The sequence below is a fragment of the Pseudomonas sp. LBUM1668 genome (assembly GCF_059695715.1).
Map to the genome: position 1 here is coordinate 5,613,069 of NZ_CP166787.1, position 17,006 is coordinate 5,630,074.

General features: G+C 59.2%; 12 protein-coding genes and 1 pseudogene. 11 read left to right on the forward strand and 2 right to left on the reverse strand.

Features of this window, described 5'->3' with window-relative positions; translation table 11 throughout:
* Positions 1–321 precede the first annotated feature (321 nt).
* From ACA061_RS25345 to ACA061_RS25380, 8 genes and pseudogenes are all read left to right on the forward strand, one after another.
* Positions 322–1,677, forward strand: coding sequence for a M16 family metallopeptidase (locus tag ACA061_RS25345; RefSeq protein ID WP_115147105.1), 1,356 nt, complete (start codon positions 322–324; stop codon positions 1,675–1,677).
* On the forward strand, positions 1,670–3,160 hold the full coding sequence (locus ACA061_RS25350) for a M16 family metallopeptidase (RefSeq protein ID WP_150601990.1): 1,491 nt from the start codon (positions 1,670–1,672) through the stop codon (positions 3,158–3,160). The genes ACA061_RS25345 and ACA061_RS25350 overlap by 8 nt, the downstream gene beginning before the upstream one ends.
* Positions 3,160–3,759, forward strand: a complete 600-nt coding sequence (gene rsmD, locus ACA061_RS25355; protein WP_210553461.1) for a 16S rRNA (guanine(966)-N(2))-methyltransferase RsmD — start codon at positions 3,160–3,162, stop codon at positions 3,757–3,759. Before ACA061_RS25350 ends, rsmD begins: the two co-directional genes overlap by 1 nt.
* Positions 3,760–3,870: 111 nt before the next feature.
* Entirely contained in the window at positions 3,871–5,211 is a 1,341-nt protein-coding gene (locus ACA061_RS25360) for a M16 family metallopeptidase (protein ID WP_497300242.1), read from the forward strand.
* Positions 5,208–6,707 (forward strand): M16 family metallopeptidase, encoded by a 1,500-nt coding sequence (locus tag ACA061_RS25365; RefSeq protein ID WP_497300243.1) that lies wholly within the window; start codon positions 5,208–5,210, stop codon positions 6,705–6,707. The genes ACA061_RS25360 and ACA061_RS25365 overlap by 4 nt, the downstream gene beginning before the upstream one ends.
* Positions 6,708–7,558: 851 nt before the next feature.
* Positions 7,559–8,857 (forward strand): annotated as a pseudogene (locus ACA061_RS25370) (M16 family metallopeptidase); the annotation flags it as partial.
* Entirely contained in the window at positions 8,840–10,255 is a 1,416-nt protein-coding gene (locus tag ACA061_RS25375; protein WP_497301996.1) for a M16 family metallopeptidase, read from the forward strand. The pseudogene ACA061_RS25370 and the gene ACA061_RS25375, both read left to right, overlap by 18 nt.
* 185 nt (positions 10,256–10,440) lie before the next feature.
* Positions 10,441–11,454 carry a hydrolase gene (locus tag ACA061_RS25380; protein WP_497300244.1) on the forward strand — a complete coding sequence of 338 codons (1,014 nt, stop codon included), beginning with the start codon at positions 10,441–10,443 and terminating at the stop codon, positions 11,452–11,454.
* Positions 11,455–11,515: 61 nt separating this feature from the next.
* Here ACA061_RS25380 and ACA061_RS25385 read toward each other — a convergent pair whose 3' ends face one another.
* Both ACA061_RS25385 and ACA061_RS25390 read right to left on the reverse strand, forming a co-directional pair.
* The gene (locus tag ACA061_RS25385) at positions 11,516–12,370 is read right to left on the reverse strand and encodes a sulfurtransferase (RefSeq protein ID WP_497300245.1); all 855 of its coding nucleotides are present in this window, start codon (positions 12,368–12,370) and stop codon (positions 11,516–11,518) included.
* A 30-nt stretch (positions 12,371–12,400) separates the two neighbouring features.
* Entirely contained in the window at positions 12,401–13,072 is a 672-nt protein-coding gene (locus tag ACA061_RS25390) for a TetR/AcrR family transcriptional regulator (RefSeq protein WP_042561566.1), read from the reverse strand.
* Between the two features lie 147 nt (positions 13,073–13,219).
* Between ACA061_RS25390 and ACA061_RS25395 the strand changes: the two genes are divergently transcribed.
* The 3 genes from ACA061_RS25395 to ACA061_RS25405 all read left to right on the forward strand — a co-directional run bounded on the left by ACA061_RS25395 (position 13,220) and on the right by ACA061_RS25405 (position 16,942).
* Positions 13,220–14,650: a coniferyl aldehyde dehydrogenase gene (locus ACA061_RS25395; RefSeq protein ID WP_210553457.1), complete on the forward strand. Its 1,431-nt coding sequence runs from the start codon at positions 13,220–13,222 to the stop codon at positions 14,648–14,650.
* A 32-nt stretch (positions 14,651–14,682) separates the two neighbouring features.
* Entirely contained in the window at positions 14,683–15,228 is a 546-nt protein-coding gene (locus ACA061_RS25400) for a twin-arginine translocation pathway signal protein (protein ID WP_150617852.1), read from the forward strand.
* A 118-nt stretch (positions 15,229–15,346) separates the two neighbouring features.
* Entirely contained in the window at positions 15,347–16,942 is a 1,596-nt protein-coding gene (locus tag ACA061_RS25405; RefSeq protein ID WP_497300246.1) for a GMC family oxidoreductase, read from the forward strand.
* Positions 16,943–17,006: the final 64 nt, after the last annotated feature.

The window sequence follows — 17,006 nt, forward strand, 5'->3', positions numbered from 1 at the left end:
GACGCGCCATAAGGGCGCCCCGGCAAATAAATATTCGATGCAGAACAGACTGTGTTTAGCCCAGCTTGTTCACGCGCAACATTTTGTCGAGGCGCCAAAGACGCCTCAAAGGTCGATTAACACGAAGGACTGGAACGGCATCGTCGGCGAAAACGCAGAGTTTAGCTGACAAACTCAAAGCTTCTGCCGGGAACCCATACAACCTATCGACCGATCAAAGGCCTGATAGGCGTGGCCGCCAGTAAAACGGATCAGTATCCTAGCACCTCCTCGCCCGCCTAGGCTAAGACCAAGCGGGCAGCCCAACAGGTTAAAAAACGAATGAATGCTCTAGCCCGCCGCGCTGCAGGCCTGCTGTTCAGCACAGTCTGCCTGCCCCTTTCGGCCCTGGCGGCCGACCCGCAACCGACCCACGAATTCACTCTCGACAACGGCTTGAAGGTCGTCGTGCGCGAAGACCATCGCGCGCCGGTGGTGGTGTCGCAAGTCTGGTACAAGGTCGGTTCCAGCTACGAAACCCCGGGCCAGACCGGTCTGTCCCACGCGCTTGAGCACATGATGTTCAAGGGCAGCGAAAAAGTCGGCCCCGGTGAGGCCTCGCTGATCCTGCGCGACCTCGGCGCCGAAGAGAACGCTTTCACCAGCGATGACTTCACCGCTTATTACCAGGTGTTGGCGCGCGACCGTCTGGGCGTGGCTTTCGAACTGGAAGCCGATCGCATGGCCAACCTGCGCCTGCCGGCCGACGAGTTCGCCAAGGAAATCGAAGTCATCAAGGAAGAGCGCCGTCTGCGCACCGATGACAAGCCAATGTCCAAGGCTTACGAACGCTACAAAGCGATGGCTTACCCCGCCAGCGGCTACCACACGCCGACCATCGGCTGGATGGCTGACCTCGACCGGATGAAGGTTGAAGAGTTGCGCCACTGGTATCAATCCTGGTACGTGCCGAACAACGCCACGTTGGTGGTCGTCGGCGACGTCACCCCGGACGAAGTCAAAACCCTCGCCCAACGCTACTTCGGCCCGATCGCCAAACGCGACGTGCCACCGGCGAAACAACCGCTGGAACTGGCCGAGCCCGGCGAGCGCAAGATTACCCTGCATGTGCAGACACAACTGCCTAGCCTGATGCTCGGTTTTAACGTGCCAAGCATCGCCACTGCCGAGGACAAACGCTCGGTCAACGCGCTGCGGTTGATTTCGGCGCTGCTCGATGGCGGCTACAGCGGACGCATTCCGACCCAACTGGAGCGCGGTGAAGAGCTGGTGTCCGGCGGCTCGTCGAGCTACGACGCCTACACTCGCGGCGACAGCCTGTTTACCTTGTCGGCCACGCCGAACACCCAGAAGAAAAAGACCATGGCGCAAGCCGAGGCCGGCCTGTGGAAGTTGCTGGAGCAGTTGAAAACCACCGCGCCGTCCGCCGAAGAACTGGAGCGCGTCCGCGCGCAAGTGATTGCCGGTCTGGTTTACGAACGTGATTCGATCACCAGTCAGGCCACGGCCATCGGTCAGCTTGAGACCGTCGGCCTGTCGTGGAAACTGATGGACACCGAACTGGCCGATCTGGAAAGCGTGACCCCGCAAGACATCCAGAACGCCGCCAAGCTTTATTTCACCCGCGAACGTCTCAGCGTCGCCCACGTACTGCCACTGGAGACGACTCATGAGTGAGCGCAAAACCCCACGCCTGTTGTTGCTTGGCCTGATCGCGGTCGCGGTGATCGGCGCCACTGCTTTCTATCTGTCGCCAAGCGCTGACAGCAAGGCGAGCGAAGCACTGGACAACGCCAAGTCCACGCAAAAGCTGCAATCGCTGGCCGAACTCGACGGCAAGGCCCCGGCCAGCCGCAAACTCGACGTGCAGACCTGGAACACCGCCGAAGGCGCCAAGGTACTGTTCGTCGAAGCCCACGAGCTGCCGATGTTCGACATGCGCCTGATCTTCGCTGCCGGCAGCAGTCAGGACGGCAATGCGCCGGGTCTGGCGGTGCTGACCAACGCGATGCTCAATGAAGGTGTGGCTGGCAAGGATGTCGGTGCCATCGCCCAGGGTTTCGAAGGCCTCGGTGCGGATTTCGGCAATGGCGCTTTCAAGGACATGGCACTGGCTTCGCTGCGCAGTCTGAGCGCCGCTGAGCAGCGCGAACCGGCATTGAAGCTGTTCTCGGAAGTCGTCGGCAAACCGACCTTCCCTGCCGACTCGTTCGCGCGTATCAAGAATCAGATGCTCGCCGGCTTCGAATACCAGAAACAGAACCCTGGCAAACTTGCCAGCCTGGAGCTGATGAAGCGCCTGTATGGCGATCACCCGTACGCGCATTCGAGCGACGGCAACGAGCAGAGCGTACCGAAGATCACCCTTGCGCAACTGCGTGAATTCCACGCCAAAGCCTACGCTGCCGGCAACGTGGTGATCGCGCTGGTCGGTGACCTGTCCCGCGCTGACGCCGAGGCGATTGCCAATCAGGTTTCCGCTGCCCTGCCGAAAGGCCCGGCAATGGCGAAGATCGCCCAGCCACAGGAACCGCAAGCCAGTGTCGGTCATATCGAGTTCCCATCGAAGCAGAGCAACCTGATGATCGCGCAGTTGGGCATCGACCGCGATGACCCGGACTACGCGGCATTGTCGATGGGCAACCAGATCCTCGGCGGCGGGGGTTTCGGCACCCGGTTGATGAGCGAAGTTCGCGAGAAACGCGGGCTGGCCTATGGCGTGTATTCCGGCTTCAGCCCGATGCAGGTTCGCGGCCCGTTCCTGATCAACCTGCAGACCCGCGCCGAAATGAGCGAAGGCACGCTGAAGCTGGTGCAGGACGTGCTTGCCGACTACCTGAAAACCGGTCCGACCCAGAAAGAACTCGACGACGCCAAACGCGAACTGGCCGGCAGCTTCCCGCTGTCCACCGCGAGCAACGCCGACATTGTTGGCCAACTTGGCGCCATGGGCTTCTATAATCTGCCGTTGAGCTACCTGGATGACTTCATGCGTCAGTCCCAGAGCCTGACCGTGGAACAAGTCCGCGACGCTCTGAACAAACATTTGAGCACGGACAAAATGGTCATCGTCACCGCTGGCCCGACCGTGCCGCAAAAGCCGTTACCGGCCCCATCTGATAAACCTGCCGAGCAACCGCTCGGGGTTCCGGAGCATTAATGGCTACTCGTCCGAAAAAACCTGTTCACAACGTGCACAACGGCGTGAATCAACTGCGCATCATTGGTGGTGAATGGGGCAGCCGCAAGCTGAGCTTCCCTGACGCGCCGGGGCTGCGCCCAACGCCGGACCGCGTGCGTGAGACGCTGTTCAACTGGCTCGCGCCTTACGTGGAGGGCGCCAAGGTATTCGATCCGTTCGCCGGCAGCGGCGCGCTGTTTCTCGAAGCACTGTCCCGTGGCGCCGCCATGGGCCAGGCGCTGGACGCCAGTAACATCGCGGTCTCCAGCCTCAAGGAGCATCTTGGCACCCTGCGCTGCACCAACGGTCAGGTACAGACCGCCGACGCCCTGCGCTATCTGGAAACGCAAACTGCCACCGCGTATGACCTGGTGTTCCTTGACCCGCCGTTCAACCAGAACCTGCTGCCCGCCGTGTGCGCACTGCTCGAAGAGCGTCAGTGGCTGGCCGACGATGCCTGGGTCTACACCGAAAGCGAAACCGCACCTTCGACCCTCGGTTTGCCAGGCAACTGGCGCCTGCACCGCGAGCAGAAATCCGGTCGCGTTTATTACTCGTTGTGGCAGCGCAGCGCCTGAGCTCTGGGCTCATGGGCGCTGACGTGCGATAGATAGATACCGCACGCAGCCCTTCAAATCTCGCCACAGTGGCTAGCACAATTTGCGCTAACCACTGAGGACGATTCACGTATGGACACGCTATGCAGCCGGATGCTGCTTTTTCTTTGCCTGGCGCCATTGATGACGCTGGCCTCCCCGCCCCCGCCGACTCATCAATTCACTCTGCAAAATGGCCTGAAAGTGCTTGTGCGCGAAGACCATCGCGCGCCATTGGCAACCTCGCAACTGCGGTTCCAGGTTGGCTCTGCCGACGAGGCGCCGGGTCAGACCGGGCTCTCCCACGCGCTCGAGCACATGCTCTACAAAGGCAGCAGCAAAACCTGCGCAGGTGAGGCGGCGGCGATTCTTGACACGCTGGGCGCCCGACATAACGCCTCAACCTACAAAGATGCCACGGTTTACTACCAGACCCTCGCGCCAAAGTATCTGGGCGTCGCGTTCGAGCTGATGGCTGATCTGATGTCGACCGCCCACTTGCGTGATTCCGATCTGGTCCCGGAAATGGCGGTCATTCGCGAAGAGCGTCGCTTGAGGATTGACGATGATAACCATAGTCTGGCCCAAGAGCGCCTGCAGAGCGTGGCACACCTGGCAAGCAGCTATCGCACACCGATTATCGGCTGGATGCATGACTTGCACCGGTTAAACGCCGAAAACCTGCGCAAGTGGTATCACCTCCACTACGTACCCGGTAACGCCACGCTGGTCGTCGTCGGTGATGTGACAGTAGACCAGGTCAAGAAGCTCGCAGAGCGCTACTTCGGCCCGCTCGCCAAGCGGCCGGCTCCCCGATTATTGCGACCCACCGAGCTGGCAGCGCCGGGTGAACGCAAGTTGAAGCTGTACCTTCCTGTGCCCGCGCCTCAACTGATCCTGGCCTTTAATGTGCCAGGACTGGCCACCGCTCAAAACCCGCGATCAGCACACGCACTACGTCTGCTCAACATATTGCTGGGCGGTACGAACAGTTCACCTCTGCAAAAACGCCTGCGTTACGCTGATCAGGTTTTCAGCGAGATCGACACCTCGTATGCCTACCTGACCCGAGGTGACTCGCTACTGACAGTGACAGCCGTACTTGCCGGTACCCACGCCAATGATATCGACGCTGCCGAGGCGCGGATCTGGAAAATCATCGAAGAACTGCGAACCACTGCACCTGCTCCCGAGGAGCTGGAACGCGCGCGAACTCAGTTGATTGCCAAGCAAGTGTATGCGCAAGACTCCATCATGGCTCAAGCCAACAGGCTGGCCACACTTGAAAGTATCGGCCTGTCATGGCAATCGATGGATCGGGATGCCGACGAACTCGCACAGGTGACACCCACTGATATCCAACAGGCTGCCGAGCGCTATCTGACACGAGAGCGTGTGAGCGTCGCCCATGTATTGAAGAAGGTGGCACCATGATTAGCTACCTTCGTCGACCATGGCGCGTTTGCCTTGTGCTCGGACTAATCGCCTGCCTGACCTGCGCCCGGACATTGGCATCCACGGTCTCCATTACGCCGGCAAACTTCCCCACGCCGCGCCTGGAATCATTGAAAGAGCTGACACCTGAGCCCATAACGCCACGGGCGACGTCAATCAAGGGCTGGAAAACGCAGACCGGCACCAAAGTGCTGTTCATCCGCACCACAGAGCTGCCGATGTTCGATCTGCAAGTCAGCTTCACTGCCGGCAGCGCCCGGGACAGCAGCCTGCCGGGACTCGCCGCAACGACGCTGAGGATGCTTATTGAAGGCGTGCCGGGTAAAGACTTTCCCGCGATTGTCCAGACATTCGATGACCTCGGTGCGCAGCTTGATTTGAGCATCGAGCATGAACGCGTCACGCTGTCGTTGCGCAGCTTGAGCAATGCACAGAAAAGTGCACCGGCACTGCAGTTGATTACGCAGATGCTCGGCGAATCGCTGTTGACCGACGACGCGTTGAAGAAGGTCAAAAAAGCACTAAAAGACCGTATCGCCAGCGCATCCCGGGACGATGACAAACTGGCGGAGGACCTGGTCAGGAAACTGCTGGCCCCGAACATTCCTTACTCAGTGCCGCTCTATGGCACGAATGAGGGTCTGACAGCGATAACACGCACAGACGTGGAGCAATTTCACCAGCGCTTCTATACCGCCAGTCAGGCACAAATCACTTTGGTGGGGGATTTGACGCTGGCACAGGCCAAGGCGATCAGTCTGCAAATCAGCAATGCCCTGCCGGTCATGCCTGTGGGTGGCACTCCCCCACCGCCTATGCCTGTGCAAACAGCGGACGGCACCGACCTGACCCGTCATGAGGAACGGCCACTGACCCAGACCCACCTGAAGCTTGCCCAGCGCAGCGTGTCGCGCCAGCACCCGGACTATGCAGCGTTGTACGTGGCCAATCTGATTTTTGGTGGCACACCCAGCAGTCGACTGATGAGTGAACTGCGGGAAAAGCGCGGGCTGGTGTACAACGTACACGCAGAAAACTCCAATTGGGCCACGGCAGGCGTGATGACCATCTCCCTGCAGGTCAGTCCGTCACTGAGCCAGGCGACGCTGGCATTGATCCGGTCAATGTTCAGTGACTATCTGCGCGACGGGCCGACACAGCAGGAGCTCGACCAGATCAAGATTCGGTTGGCCAACAGTCGCGCCCTGCAGAGCGCCAGCAACGGACAAATACTCGCCCGACTGGAGGCAATCAACCAACATGACCTGCCACTCGACCTTGATTACACCGTGCAACAGATACAGCGTCTGACGCTCAAGCAAGTCCACGAAGCAATGAAGCGACACTTGTCCGCCGATCGCTGGCGCGTCGCAACGGTGGGGGCGACTGTCGTTCAGCAGCCATTGCCGGAGCCACCGCTCGCACCGTCCGGCACCTCATTGCCGAGCATGTGTCGCGCCGAGGCAGCGCTGTAACGTGAGCACAAATCCGGTCGCGCGTATTACGGTTGCGGCAACGCAGTGCTGCAATATCAGCTTAACAAAACGCCTGGGCCGGCCTTACTGCGTGTCCAGGTAGTTTTTGCCGACACTTCTCGAACAGCAACACTTCGAAGTTCGCGTTATTCAGTTTGGTTCAACGATAGCTTGAAGGGGCAATCAAAGACCATCGCCCGGCTGGTCACCAATGGTTGCCCATGGCAATTAATGGACCTTGACGTTCCGCCGCTGAGAGAGCTGACCCCTGCTGATATTCAGCGTGCCGCGAAGACGTTCCTTACCCGTGAACGGGCAAGCGTCGGGCGCTCTTACCCTGTCGAGAAATAAAGCGTCGACACAGGCGCAAGAATCCGCCGAAAATCTACTGGGCCGAACGCTCGGACCCAGCAAGAATTTCGGCGGATATACCATTCGTATGCAGGTGTAATAGATCGCCTGCCTAACACTCAACACACCCCGCATCGTTGAATTTGAAGTATCAGGCTCCTTGTTTTAAGGGAATCAACTTTCACCTATTACCGTCGCAAACTATAAAACTCATACAACTAGCAGTCCGACTTTCAAACCATCCAATACAGCATTACTCCGCCTGTTATTTAATCGCCACCATCGACCCTCCACCTACCGCACGGGCTTATTACTCACTGCAACAACGAGGCTCTGCAACATTTCTTCAAGGTATATCCGGACAGGTTAATTCCCAGCCCGGCCGGACATCACATCAAGCTCACTCAAATAGTAATACATGAAGATTAACGCGAACTTCCATTTGCAGTTCATTGTGTCTAAGCGAAATAACTCGCTTAAACATTACGGACTATTCACGGATGAATGTAACAACTGAATCACCCTCCAAGGCAACTCATGTATTCACACTCGACAATGGTTTGAAGGTCGTCGTGCGCGAAGATCATCGTTCGCCGGTAGTAGCCTCCCAGGTTTGGTATAAAGTCGGCTCAAGCTACGAAGCGCCGGGGCAGACAGGCTTGTCCCACGTCCTGGAGCACATGATGTTCAAGGGCAGCAAGACACTCGGCCCAGACGAAGCTTCGCAGATACTGCGCAACCTTGGCGCAGAAGCAAACGCATATACCGACGCCGACTTCACCGTTTATCACCAGGTACTGGCGCGCGACCATCTGGGCGTGGCTCTGGAACTGGAAGCAGACCGCATGGCCGGCCTGCGTCTGCAGGCAGACGTGTTCGCCCGCGAGATCGAAGTCGTCAAGGAAGAACGTCGTTTGAGTACTGACGATGTTCCGTTCGCCAAGGCCTACGAACTTTTCGCGGCCATGGCCTACCCGGCCAGTGGATACCACACGCCGACTATCGGCTGGATGGCTGACCTTGACCGTATGACGGTCGAAGATCTGCGTGGCTGGTATCAATCCTGGTACATGCCCAACAATGCCATATTGGTTGTGGTCGGCGACGTGACGCTGGATGAAGTCAAAACCCTGGCCCAGCGTTACTTCGGTCCGATTGCCCGACGCAACGTGCCGCCAGCGAAAATCCCCTTGGAGCTTGCCGAACCTGGCGAACGTCAGCTCACCCTGCACGTGCAGACCCAATTTCCAAGCCTGATACTGGGCTTCAACGTTCCGAGTATCGTCACCGCTCAAGACAAGCGCGCGGTCACCGCATTGCGCCTGATCTTAGACCTTCTCTCCCTTGGACTCAGCAGCCGTATTCAGAGCCAACTGGTTCGTGGCGAAGAGTTGATTTCCTCCGGATCCGTCAGCTACGACGCTAATAGCCGTGGCGACAGCCTGTTCACCCTGACGGTTACGCCGAACGTTCTGAAAAACAGAACTGTGGCACAAGTCGAAGCCGGCTTGTGGAGGCTGCTCGATGAGCTGAAAACTACCCCCCCGTCCACGACTGAGATTGAACGGGTGAGCGCGCAAATAATTGCGCGGGAGACCTTCCAGCGAGACTCGATTACCAGCCAGGCCCAAGCCATCGGTGTACAAGAAGGTATCGGACGTTCCTGGACGTTCATGGAATCCGATCTGCTCGCCTTGCAGAGCGTAACGCCGCAAGACATCCAGCAGGCCGCGCGCACTTATTTCACTCGCCAGCGCCTTAGTATCGGGCACGTGCTACCTATGCACGCAAAATCTGAAAGTACCTCTGAAACTACTGTTCCAACCACACCTGAAATCACTCCCGGCGACAACTCCAGTCCCGACCGTACATTGCAGTCATTGGCGGAACTCGAAGGAAAAGTCCCGAGCAGTCGCACGCTCGACGTGCAGACCTGGAACACTGTCGAAGGCGCCAAGGTGATGTTTCTCGCGGCTCCCGAACTGCCAATGTTCGACCTGAAGCTGACCTTCGCCGCAGGCAGTAGCCGTGATGGCGATGCTGGCGGCTTGGCGATACTGACTAACGGCTTACTCAACGAAGGAGTGGCGGATAAGGATGCTGGCCAAATCGCTGACGTTTTTGAAAGCGTGGGTGCTTCGTTCAAAAACGGCGTTGAAAACGACACAGCCGTTGCCTCGCTTCGCAGCCTGAGCGCGCTGGATAAACGCGAACCCGTCCTGGCAATGTTTGCAGAACTCACAGGAAAACCGACTTTCCCGGACGATGCGGTTCTGCACATCAAGGATCAGGTACTCGCTCGCGTCAACTACTTCAAACAGAACCCTGACGCACAGGCCAACGCAGAACTTCTCAAACGTGTATATGGCAATCACCCCTACACGACATCCAAATACGGTACTGCGCAATCCGTTGCTGCGATCACACGATCGCAAATCAAGGCGTTTCATGAGAAAGCTTACGCTGCGGGTAATGTGGTGATTGCGCTAGTGGGCGACCTCTCCCGCGAGGACGCCGAAGCGATTGCAGCACAAGTTTCTTCCTCATTGCCAAACGGCCCGGCTCTGACAAAAATTGAACAACCTGTTCAACACGAGGCCAGCACCGTCCACCTCGAGTTTCCAACCAAACAGACCATCCTGCGTCTCTCGCAGCTGGGCGTCGAGCGCGACGATCCGGACTATGCTGCGGTGGTGATGGGCAACTGGATACTTGGCAGTGGTCCAGGTAGTCGATTGACCACCGAGGTACGTGAGAGGCGTGGTCTGACTTACGATGTAAGGTCATCGCTGGAACTGTTGCAGGTGCGCGGTCGGTTCTTGATCGAATTGAAAACACGCGCCGACGTTAGCGAGGCTACGCTGCAACTGGTGAAGGACGTGATCGCCAGCTTCCTGGAAAACGGCCCAACCGAGAAAGAACTCGCCGAGGTCAAGCGCGAACGGACAGGAAGGCTCCTGCGGTCCGCTGCCAGCAATGCCAGCATTGTCAACAAACTCGCCGGCATTGGATTCCGAAACGGGTCTTTGAGCGAAGATGAGGACTTCATTCGGCAGATCCAGAGTTTAACGGTCGAGCAAGTCAAAGCCGCGATGAACAAGCACCTGAGTCTGGATGAAATGGTCATCGTGACCGCTGGCCCGACCGTGCCGCAAAAGCCATTGCCGGCCCCCATTGCCGAGCCTGCCGCGCAATAAATCGGGGATCCGCTGGTAATGGCTGACTAATAAGGCTTGCGCGACCTGTCATGGCGTCAGACGACGGTTAGACCCGGAACACGTGTCGCGCAGACACGAGCTTTGTGGCAAGTTAGGTTTTCATTGAATTTGGCAGTCGCAACAGCGCGCCTGCCGTTTCATGCATCATTCTTACGAGATTTGCCGTGCGCGCATTTACCCCTCCCATCGGTCCCGATTTCCGCTTTACGCCCGCCTTCGGTCTCGGCAACCCGCACTTGCAAACCTTGTGGGGGCCGCTGTGGCGAAAAACCACCCACCTGGACCGCGAACGTGAACGCTTGTGGCTTGCAGATGGCGACTTCCTCGATCTGGACTGGCATGGCCCGCACACCGCCGATGCGCCATTGGTGCTGGTGTTGCACGGCCTGACCGGTTCGTCCAATTCGCCTTATGTCGCCGGCCTGCAAAAAGTGCTGGGCGCTCAAGGCTGGGCCAGTGTCGCGCTGAACTGGCGTGGCTGTTCGGGCGAGCCGAATCTGCTATCGCGCAGCTATCACTCCGGTGCCAGCGAAGACCTCGCCGAAGCCATTCGGCACCTGCGCGCCAAGCGACCGCTGGCGCCGCTGTATGCCGTCGGTTATTCCCTGGGCGGCAATGTCTTGCTCAAGCATCTTGGCGAAACCGGCAGCGCCAGCGGCGTACTCGGTGCCGTGGCGGTGTCGGTACCGTTTCGGCTCGATCAATGCGCCGACCGTATCGGCCAGGGTTTTTCGAAGATCTATCAGGCGCATTTCATGCGTGAGATGGTCGGCTACATCAAGAACAAGCAACGGCAGTTTCAGCACGATGGCCGCGAGGACAGCCTGGCGGAGCTGGCCGCGCTCGGCTCACTGGAAAACATGCGCACGTTCTGGGATTTCGATGGCCGGGTGACGGCGCCGCTGCACGGATTTACCGATGCGCACGATTACTACCGCCGTGCATCCAGCCGCTATTTTCTCGGTGAGATTCGTACGCCGACCCTAATCATTCAGGCAGCGGACGATCCTTTCGTCTTCCCGCACAGCTTGCCGAGCGTTGAAGAGTTGTCTGCCTGCACGCAATTCGAATTGCAGCCCAAAGGCGGACATGTCGGTTTCGTCGACGGCTCATTGCGTCAGCCGGGCTACTACCTCGAACGTCGCATCCCGCAATGGCTGGCACGCCTGACGGCTTGAACGATCAGGGCGATACTCTTACCTGACGCCATCGCCAGCAGGCTCGCTCCCAAAAGGGGGGTTATTCGCCAGTGGCGATACCGCGCGAAGGCTCGTTGATCCACTCGCTCCACGACCCGGCATACAGCGAACCCAACGGATACCCCGCCAGACACAGCGCAAACAGGTTGTGACACGCCGTCACGCCTGAGCCGCAATAGGCGACCAGTTCGGACGGTGAACGCTCGCCAAGCTTCGCGGCAAAGCGCTGTTTGAGCTGATCGGCCGGCAGGAAGCGCCCATCACTGCCCAGGTTGTCGGTAAACGCCGCGCATTGTGCGCCGGGGATGTGTCCGGCAATCGGGTCGATCGGTTCCACTTCGCCCTTGAAACGCGGCAAGGCCCGCGCATCGATCAGGGTCAACGTGGGTTGACCGAGGCGTTGCTGCAATTGCTCGGCATTGAGCAGCAGGCTCATGTCCGGCTGACCGCTGAAATGACCAGGCGTTAGCGTCGGCGCATCCAGACTCAGCGGCAGACCCGCCGCATGCCAGGCCTTGAGCCCGCCATCGAGAATGAACACGCCGTCGCGCTTGCCCAGCCATGCCAGCAACCACCATGCGCGCGCCGCGTAGGCACCGGGGCCGTCGTCATACAAAACCACGTCGCTGTCGGCATTGATGCCCCAGGCTTGCAGGCGCTCGACCAGCGCTGTCGGCTCGGGCAAAGGATGACGTCCGGTCACGCCTTTGACCACTTTGCCGCTGAGGTCACGCTCCAGATCAGCGAAACTCGCCCCGGCAATGTGCCCTTCGGCGTAGCTGCGCTGACCGTAATCCGGGTCTTCGAGGGCAAAACGACAATCGAGAATCACCAGCCCCGACTGCTCCTTGCGGGCATCCAGTGCGTTGGGGCTGATCAGTTGCGCAATCGGCATAACGGGCTCCTGTGAATTCAACGAAACGGTTTACTTCACGTCATCGAGGGCCTGGGCCAGCGGCACGTAGAATTCCTCGAACAACGCATTGACCTCTTCACGTGCCTGTTCGGTGACAAACCCGGCCTCCAGTACCAGCACCTGGTACACGCCACGCTTGATGGCTTGCTCGCTGAGGTGGTTGGAGTTTTCCCGGGTGGTGCACAAAAAACGCACCCAGGACGTCAGGATGATCCAGGCATTGAGGGTCAGGGATTCGATCTGCACGCGGTCCATGTCGAGGATCCCGGCGGCAACAAAACCTTCGTAGATCGCCCCGCCCTGGATCAAGCAGCGCTGGGAAAAACGCCGATAGCGCGCGGCCAGCTCCGGATCGCTGTCGAGCAGATGCTCGAGGTCGCGGTGCAGAAAGCGGTATCGCCACATCGCCGAGAGCAGCTCCTTGAGATAGAAGCGCTTGTCTTCCACCGTCGCGGCGCGCCCCTGCGGCGGGCGCAGGAAGCTGTCGACAAGGCTCTCGTACTCACTGAACAACACGGCGATGATCGCCTGCTTGTTGGGGAAGTGGTAGTAGAGATTGCCCGGAGAAATCTCCATGTGGGCAGCAATGTGATTGGTGCTGATGCTGCGCTCGCCCTGCTGATTGAACAGTTCGAGGCTGTTCAGCACGATACGCTCGCTGGTTTTTATTCGTGGGGCCATGGCTTGGGCTTTAATTCAGAGTGCGTTGAGGGGCATCTTACGACCTAACCGGAAATGGATAAAACACTGCTGTGCATGGAAGTCATTTGACTTTATAGAGCATAGACTCTAAAAAGTGCCTCATTACAATAAAATCCGGAGCCAACAATGACTGCCGATATTGCCTACCTGCAAACGCTACAAGAGCCACTGCAAGCACTTGATCGGCAGTTCGATGCGCAACGGGCCGCGTACGCCGCCAATCCGATGCCACCTGCTGCCCAGCGTCAGCAATGGCTCAAGGCCCTGCGCGATTTGCTCAGCAACGAGCGTCAGGCCTTGATCGAGGCAATCAGTGCCGATTTCAGCCATCGCAGCGCCGATGAAACGCTGCTTGCCGAATTGATGCCAAGCCTGCATGGCATTCACTACGCCAGCCGTCACCTCAATGGCTGGATGAAGCCTTCGCGGCGCAAGGTCGGCATGGCTTTCCAGCCAGCCTCGGCGAAAGTTGTTTACCAGCCACTGGGCGTGATCGGCGTCATCGTGCCGTGGAATTACCCGCTGTATCTGGCCATCGGCCCACTTGTCGGCGCGTTGGCGGCGGGCAACCGAGTGATGCTCAAACTCAGCGAGTCGACCCCCGCCACTGGCCTGTTGCTCAAGGAGCTGCTGGCGCGAATCTTCCCCGAAGATCTGGTCTGTGTGGTGCTTGGCGAAGCTGACATCGGCGTGGCGTTTTCCCGTCTGCGCTTCGATCACCTGCTGTTCACTGGCGCCACCAGCATCGGCAAGCACGTGATGCGCGCCGCCGCAGAAAATCTCACCCCCGTCACGCTGGAACTGGGCGGCAAATCCCCGGCCATCGTTTCCCGTGATGTGCCGCTCAAGGATGCCGCTGAGCGCATCGCCTTCGGCAAAACCCTCAACGCCGGGCAAACCTGTGTCGCCCCCGATTACGTGCTGGTGCCGGAAGACCGGGTCGGTGGCTTCGTCGAAGCCTATCGCCAGGCCGTACAGGGTTTTTATCCGACCCTCACCGACAACCCGGACTACACCGCAATCATCAACGAACGCCAACTGGCCCGACTCAACAGCTACGTCAGTGATGCCACCAGCAAGGGCGCGTTGCTGATTCCGCTGTTCGAGCAGGGTCAGGGCCGGCGCATGCCGCACAGTGTTTTGTTGAATGTCAGCGACGAAATGACGGTGATGCAGGATGAAATCTTCGGCCCGCTGTTGCCAATCGTGCCGTATCGAGATCTGGAGCAGGCATTCGCTTACATCAATCAGCGGCCTCGACCTCTGGCTCTTTACTACTTCGGCTACGACAAACGCGAACAGAACCGCGTGCTGCACGAAACCCATTCCGGCGGCGTGTGCCTGAACGACACGTTGCTGCATGTGGCGCAGGACGACATGCCCTTTGGCGGCATCGGCGCTTCGGGGATGGGCCATTACCATGGTCACGAAGGGTTCCTGACCTTCAGCAAAGCCAAAGGCGTGCTGATTAAACAGCGCTTCAATGCCGCCCGACTGATTTACCCGCCTTATGGAAAATCGATTCAGAAACTGATCCAGAAGCTGTTCATCCGCTAAACATTCGTCATCGCCGCCGGGTAATAAAAACAATGCACCCAAGCCTGACCGATACACCTGCCTTGTCGCGCCGTGGCCTGCTGAAGTTCAGCCTCGGCGCCACGGCATTCCTCGCCACCGCGGGACTCGGCGCCAGCCTCAGCGGCTGCTCGTCGAGCGTCGCGGCCAACGGTTTCATCTCGTTGCGCGACGGCGACCTGCTGTTTCTGCGCGCACTGGTTCCGGTAATGCTCGACGGCGCCGTGGCTCCCGAAAAGATGCCGGACGCGGTGGCTGGCACGCTCAAGTCGCTGGACTACAGCCTCGATCACCTGTCGCCGGAAATGCTCAAACTCACTCGACAGCTGTTCGACGTGCTGGGCATGACCGTGACGCGCGGGCCTCTCACCGGGATCTGGGGCAGCTGGGAAAATGCCAGTCCCGAGGCGATGCGCAGCTTTCTCGATCGCTGGGAAAACAGCTCGTTGAGCCTGTTGCGTATGGGTCATAGCTCTTTGCAGCAGATGGTGCTGATGGCCTGGTACAGCCGCGGCGAATCCTGGGCGCACTGCGGTTATCCCGGCCCGCCCACGGTCTGAAATCGAGTCGACCCCATCGCGAGCAGGCTCACTCCTACAGGGGATCGCATTCCAAATGTAGGAGTGAGCCTGCTCGCGATGAGGCCCGCAAGAACACTAAAAATAAGAGAACCCGAACATGCCCGTACCCGACCCCTTCCGCGAAGGCCTCGCCCGAGGCTGGAAAACCTACAACGGCGCGCAGTTGCCTGCCGATCTGACCCTCGAAACAGATGTCGCGATCATCGGCAGCGGCGCGGGTGGCGGTACCACCGCGGAAATCCTCAGCGCCGCCGGCTATAAAGTGCTGCTGATCGAAGAAGGCCCGCTGAAAACCAGCTCCGACTTCAAAATGCTTGAAGACGAGGCCTACAGCAGCCTCTATCAGGAAGGCATCGGCCGCATGAGCAAGGACGGTGCGATCACCATCCTGCAAGGCCGCGCGGTTGGCGGCACGACGCTGATCAACTGGACATCGAGCTTCCGCACGCCAGAGCCAACCCTCCAACACTGGGCCACCGAGCACAACGTCAGGGGCCACAGCCCTGCCGACATGGCGCCATGGTTCGAAAAAATGGAACAGCGCCTCGGCGTCGCGCCGTGGATGGTTCCACCGAACCCCAACAACGACGTGATCCGCAAGGGCTGCGAGCAACTCGGCTACAGCTGGCACGTGATTCCGCGCAATGTGCGTGGCTGCTGGAACCTCGGCTATTGCGGTATGGGCTGCCCGACCAACGCCAAGCAATCGATGATGGTCACGACCATTCCGGCGACCCTGGAAAAGGGCGGCGAACTGCTGTACCTGGCCCGCGCGGAAAAGCTGCTGATCAACGGCGACAAAGTGACCGGCCTGCAATGCGTGGCCATGGATGAACGCTGCGTCGAACCGACCGGACGCAAAATCACCGTCAAGGCCCGGCATTACATATTGGCCGGCGGTGGTATCAACAGTCCGGCCCTGCTGCTGCGCTCCGATGCGCCGGACCCGCATCAGCGAGTGGGCAAACGTACTTTTCTGCACTTGGTGAACATGTCCGCCGGACGCTTCGACGAGGTGATCAACCCTTTCTACGGAGCACCGCAATCGATCTACTCCGACCACTTCCAATGGAAGGACGGCGTCACCGGGCCGATAGGCTACAAATTGGAAGTGCCGCCGCTGCACCCGGCGCTGGCGGCCACGCTGCTGGGCGGAATTGGCCAGGAGAGCGCGCAGCACATGGCCGATCTGCCGCACACACACGCGATGCTGGCGTTATTGCGCGACGGTTTTCACCCGGACAGCCCGGGCGGCAATGTCGAGTTGCGCGGCGACGGCTCGCCGGTGCTCGACTATCAAGTTTCGCCTTACACCTGGGAAGGCTTGCGCCGCGCGTTTCACCACATGGCCGAGATCCAGTTTGCCGGCGGTGCCAAAGCGGTGATGCCAATGCACGCCGACGCGCGTTATGTGAAGACGCTGGCCGAGGCGCGCAGCCTCATCGATGGCTTGAGCCTTGAGTTGTATCGCACACGGCTGGGCAGCGCCCACGTCATGGGCGGCTGCGCGATGGGTGAAGATCCGAAAACCGCAGTCACCGACAGCCTTGGCCGCCATCATCAACTGAGCAATCTGTCGATTCACGACGGCTCGCTATTCCCCACCAGCATTGGCGCAAATCCACAATTGTCGGTGTACGGTCTGACTGCGCAATTGGCCACTTCCCTCGCCGAACGGCTGAAAAATCCGTGAAAAAGCAGAATATTCCTATCGTCTATAGTGCTTTCTTACCCAACAGGCGACTTGGCCGACCGGG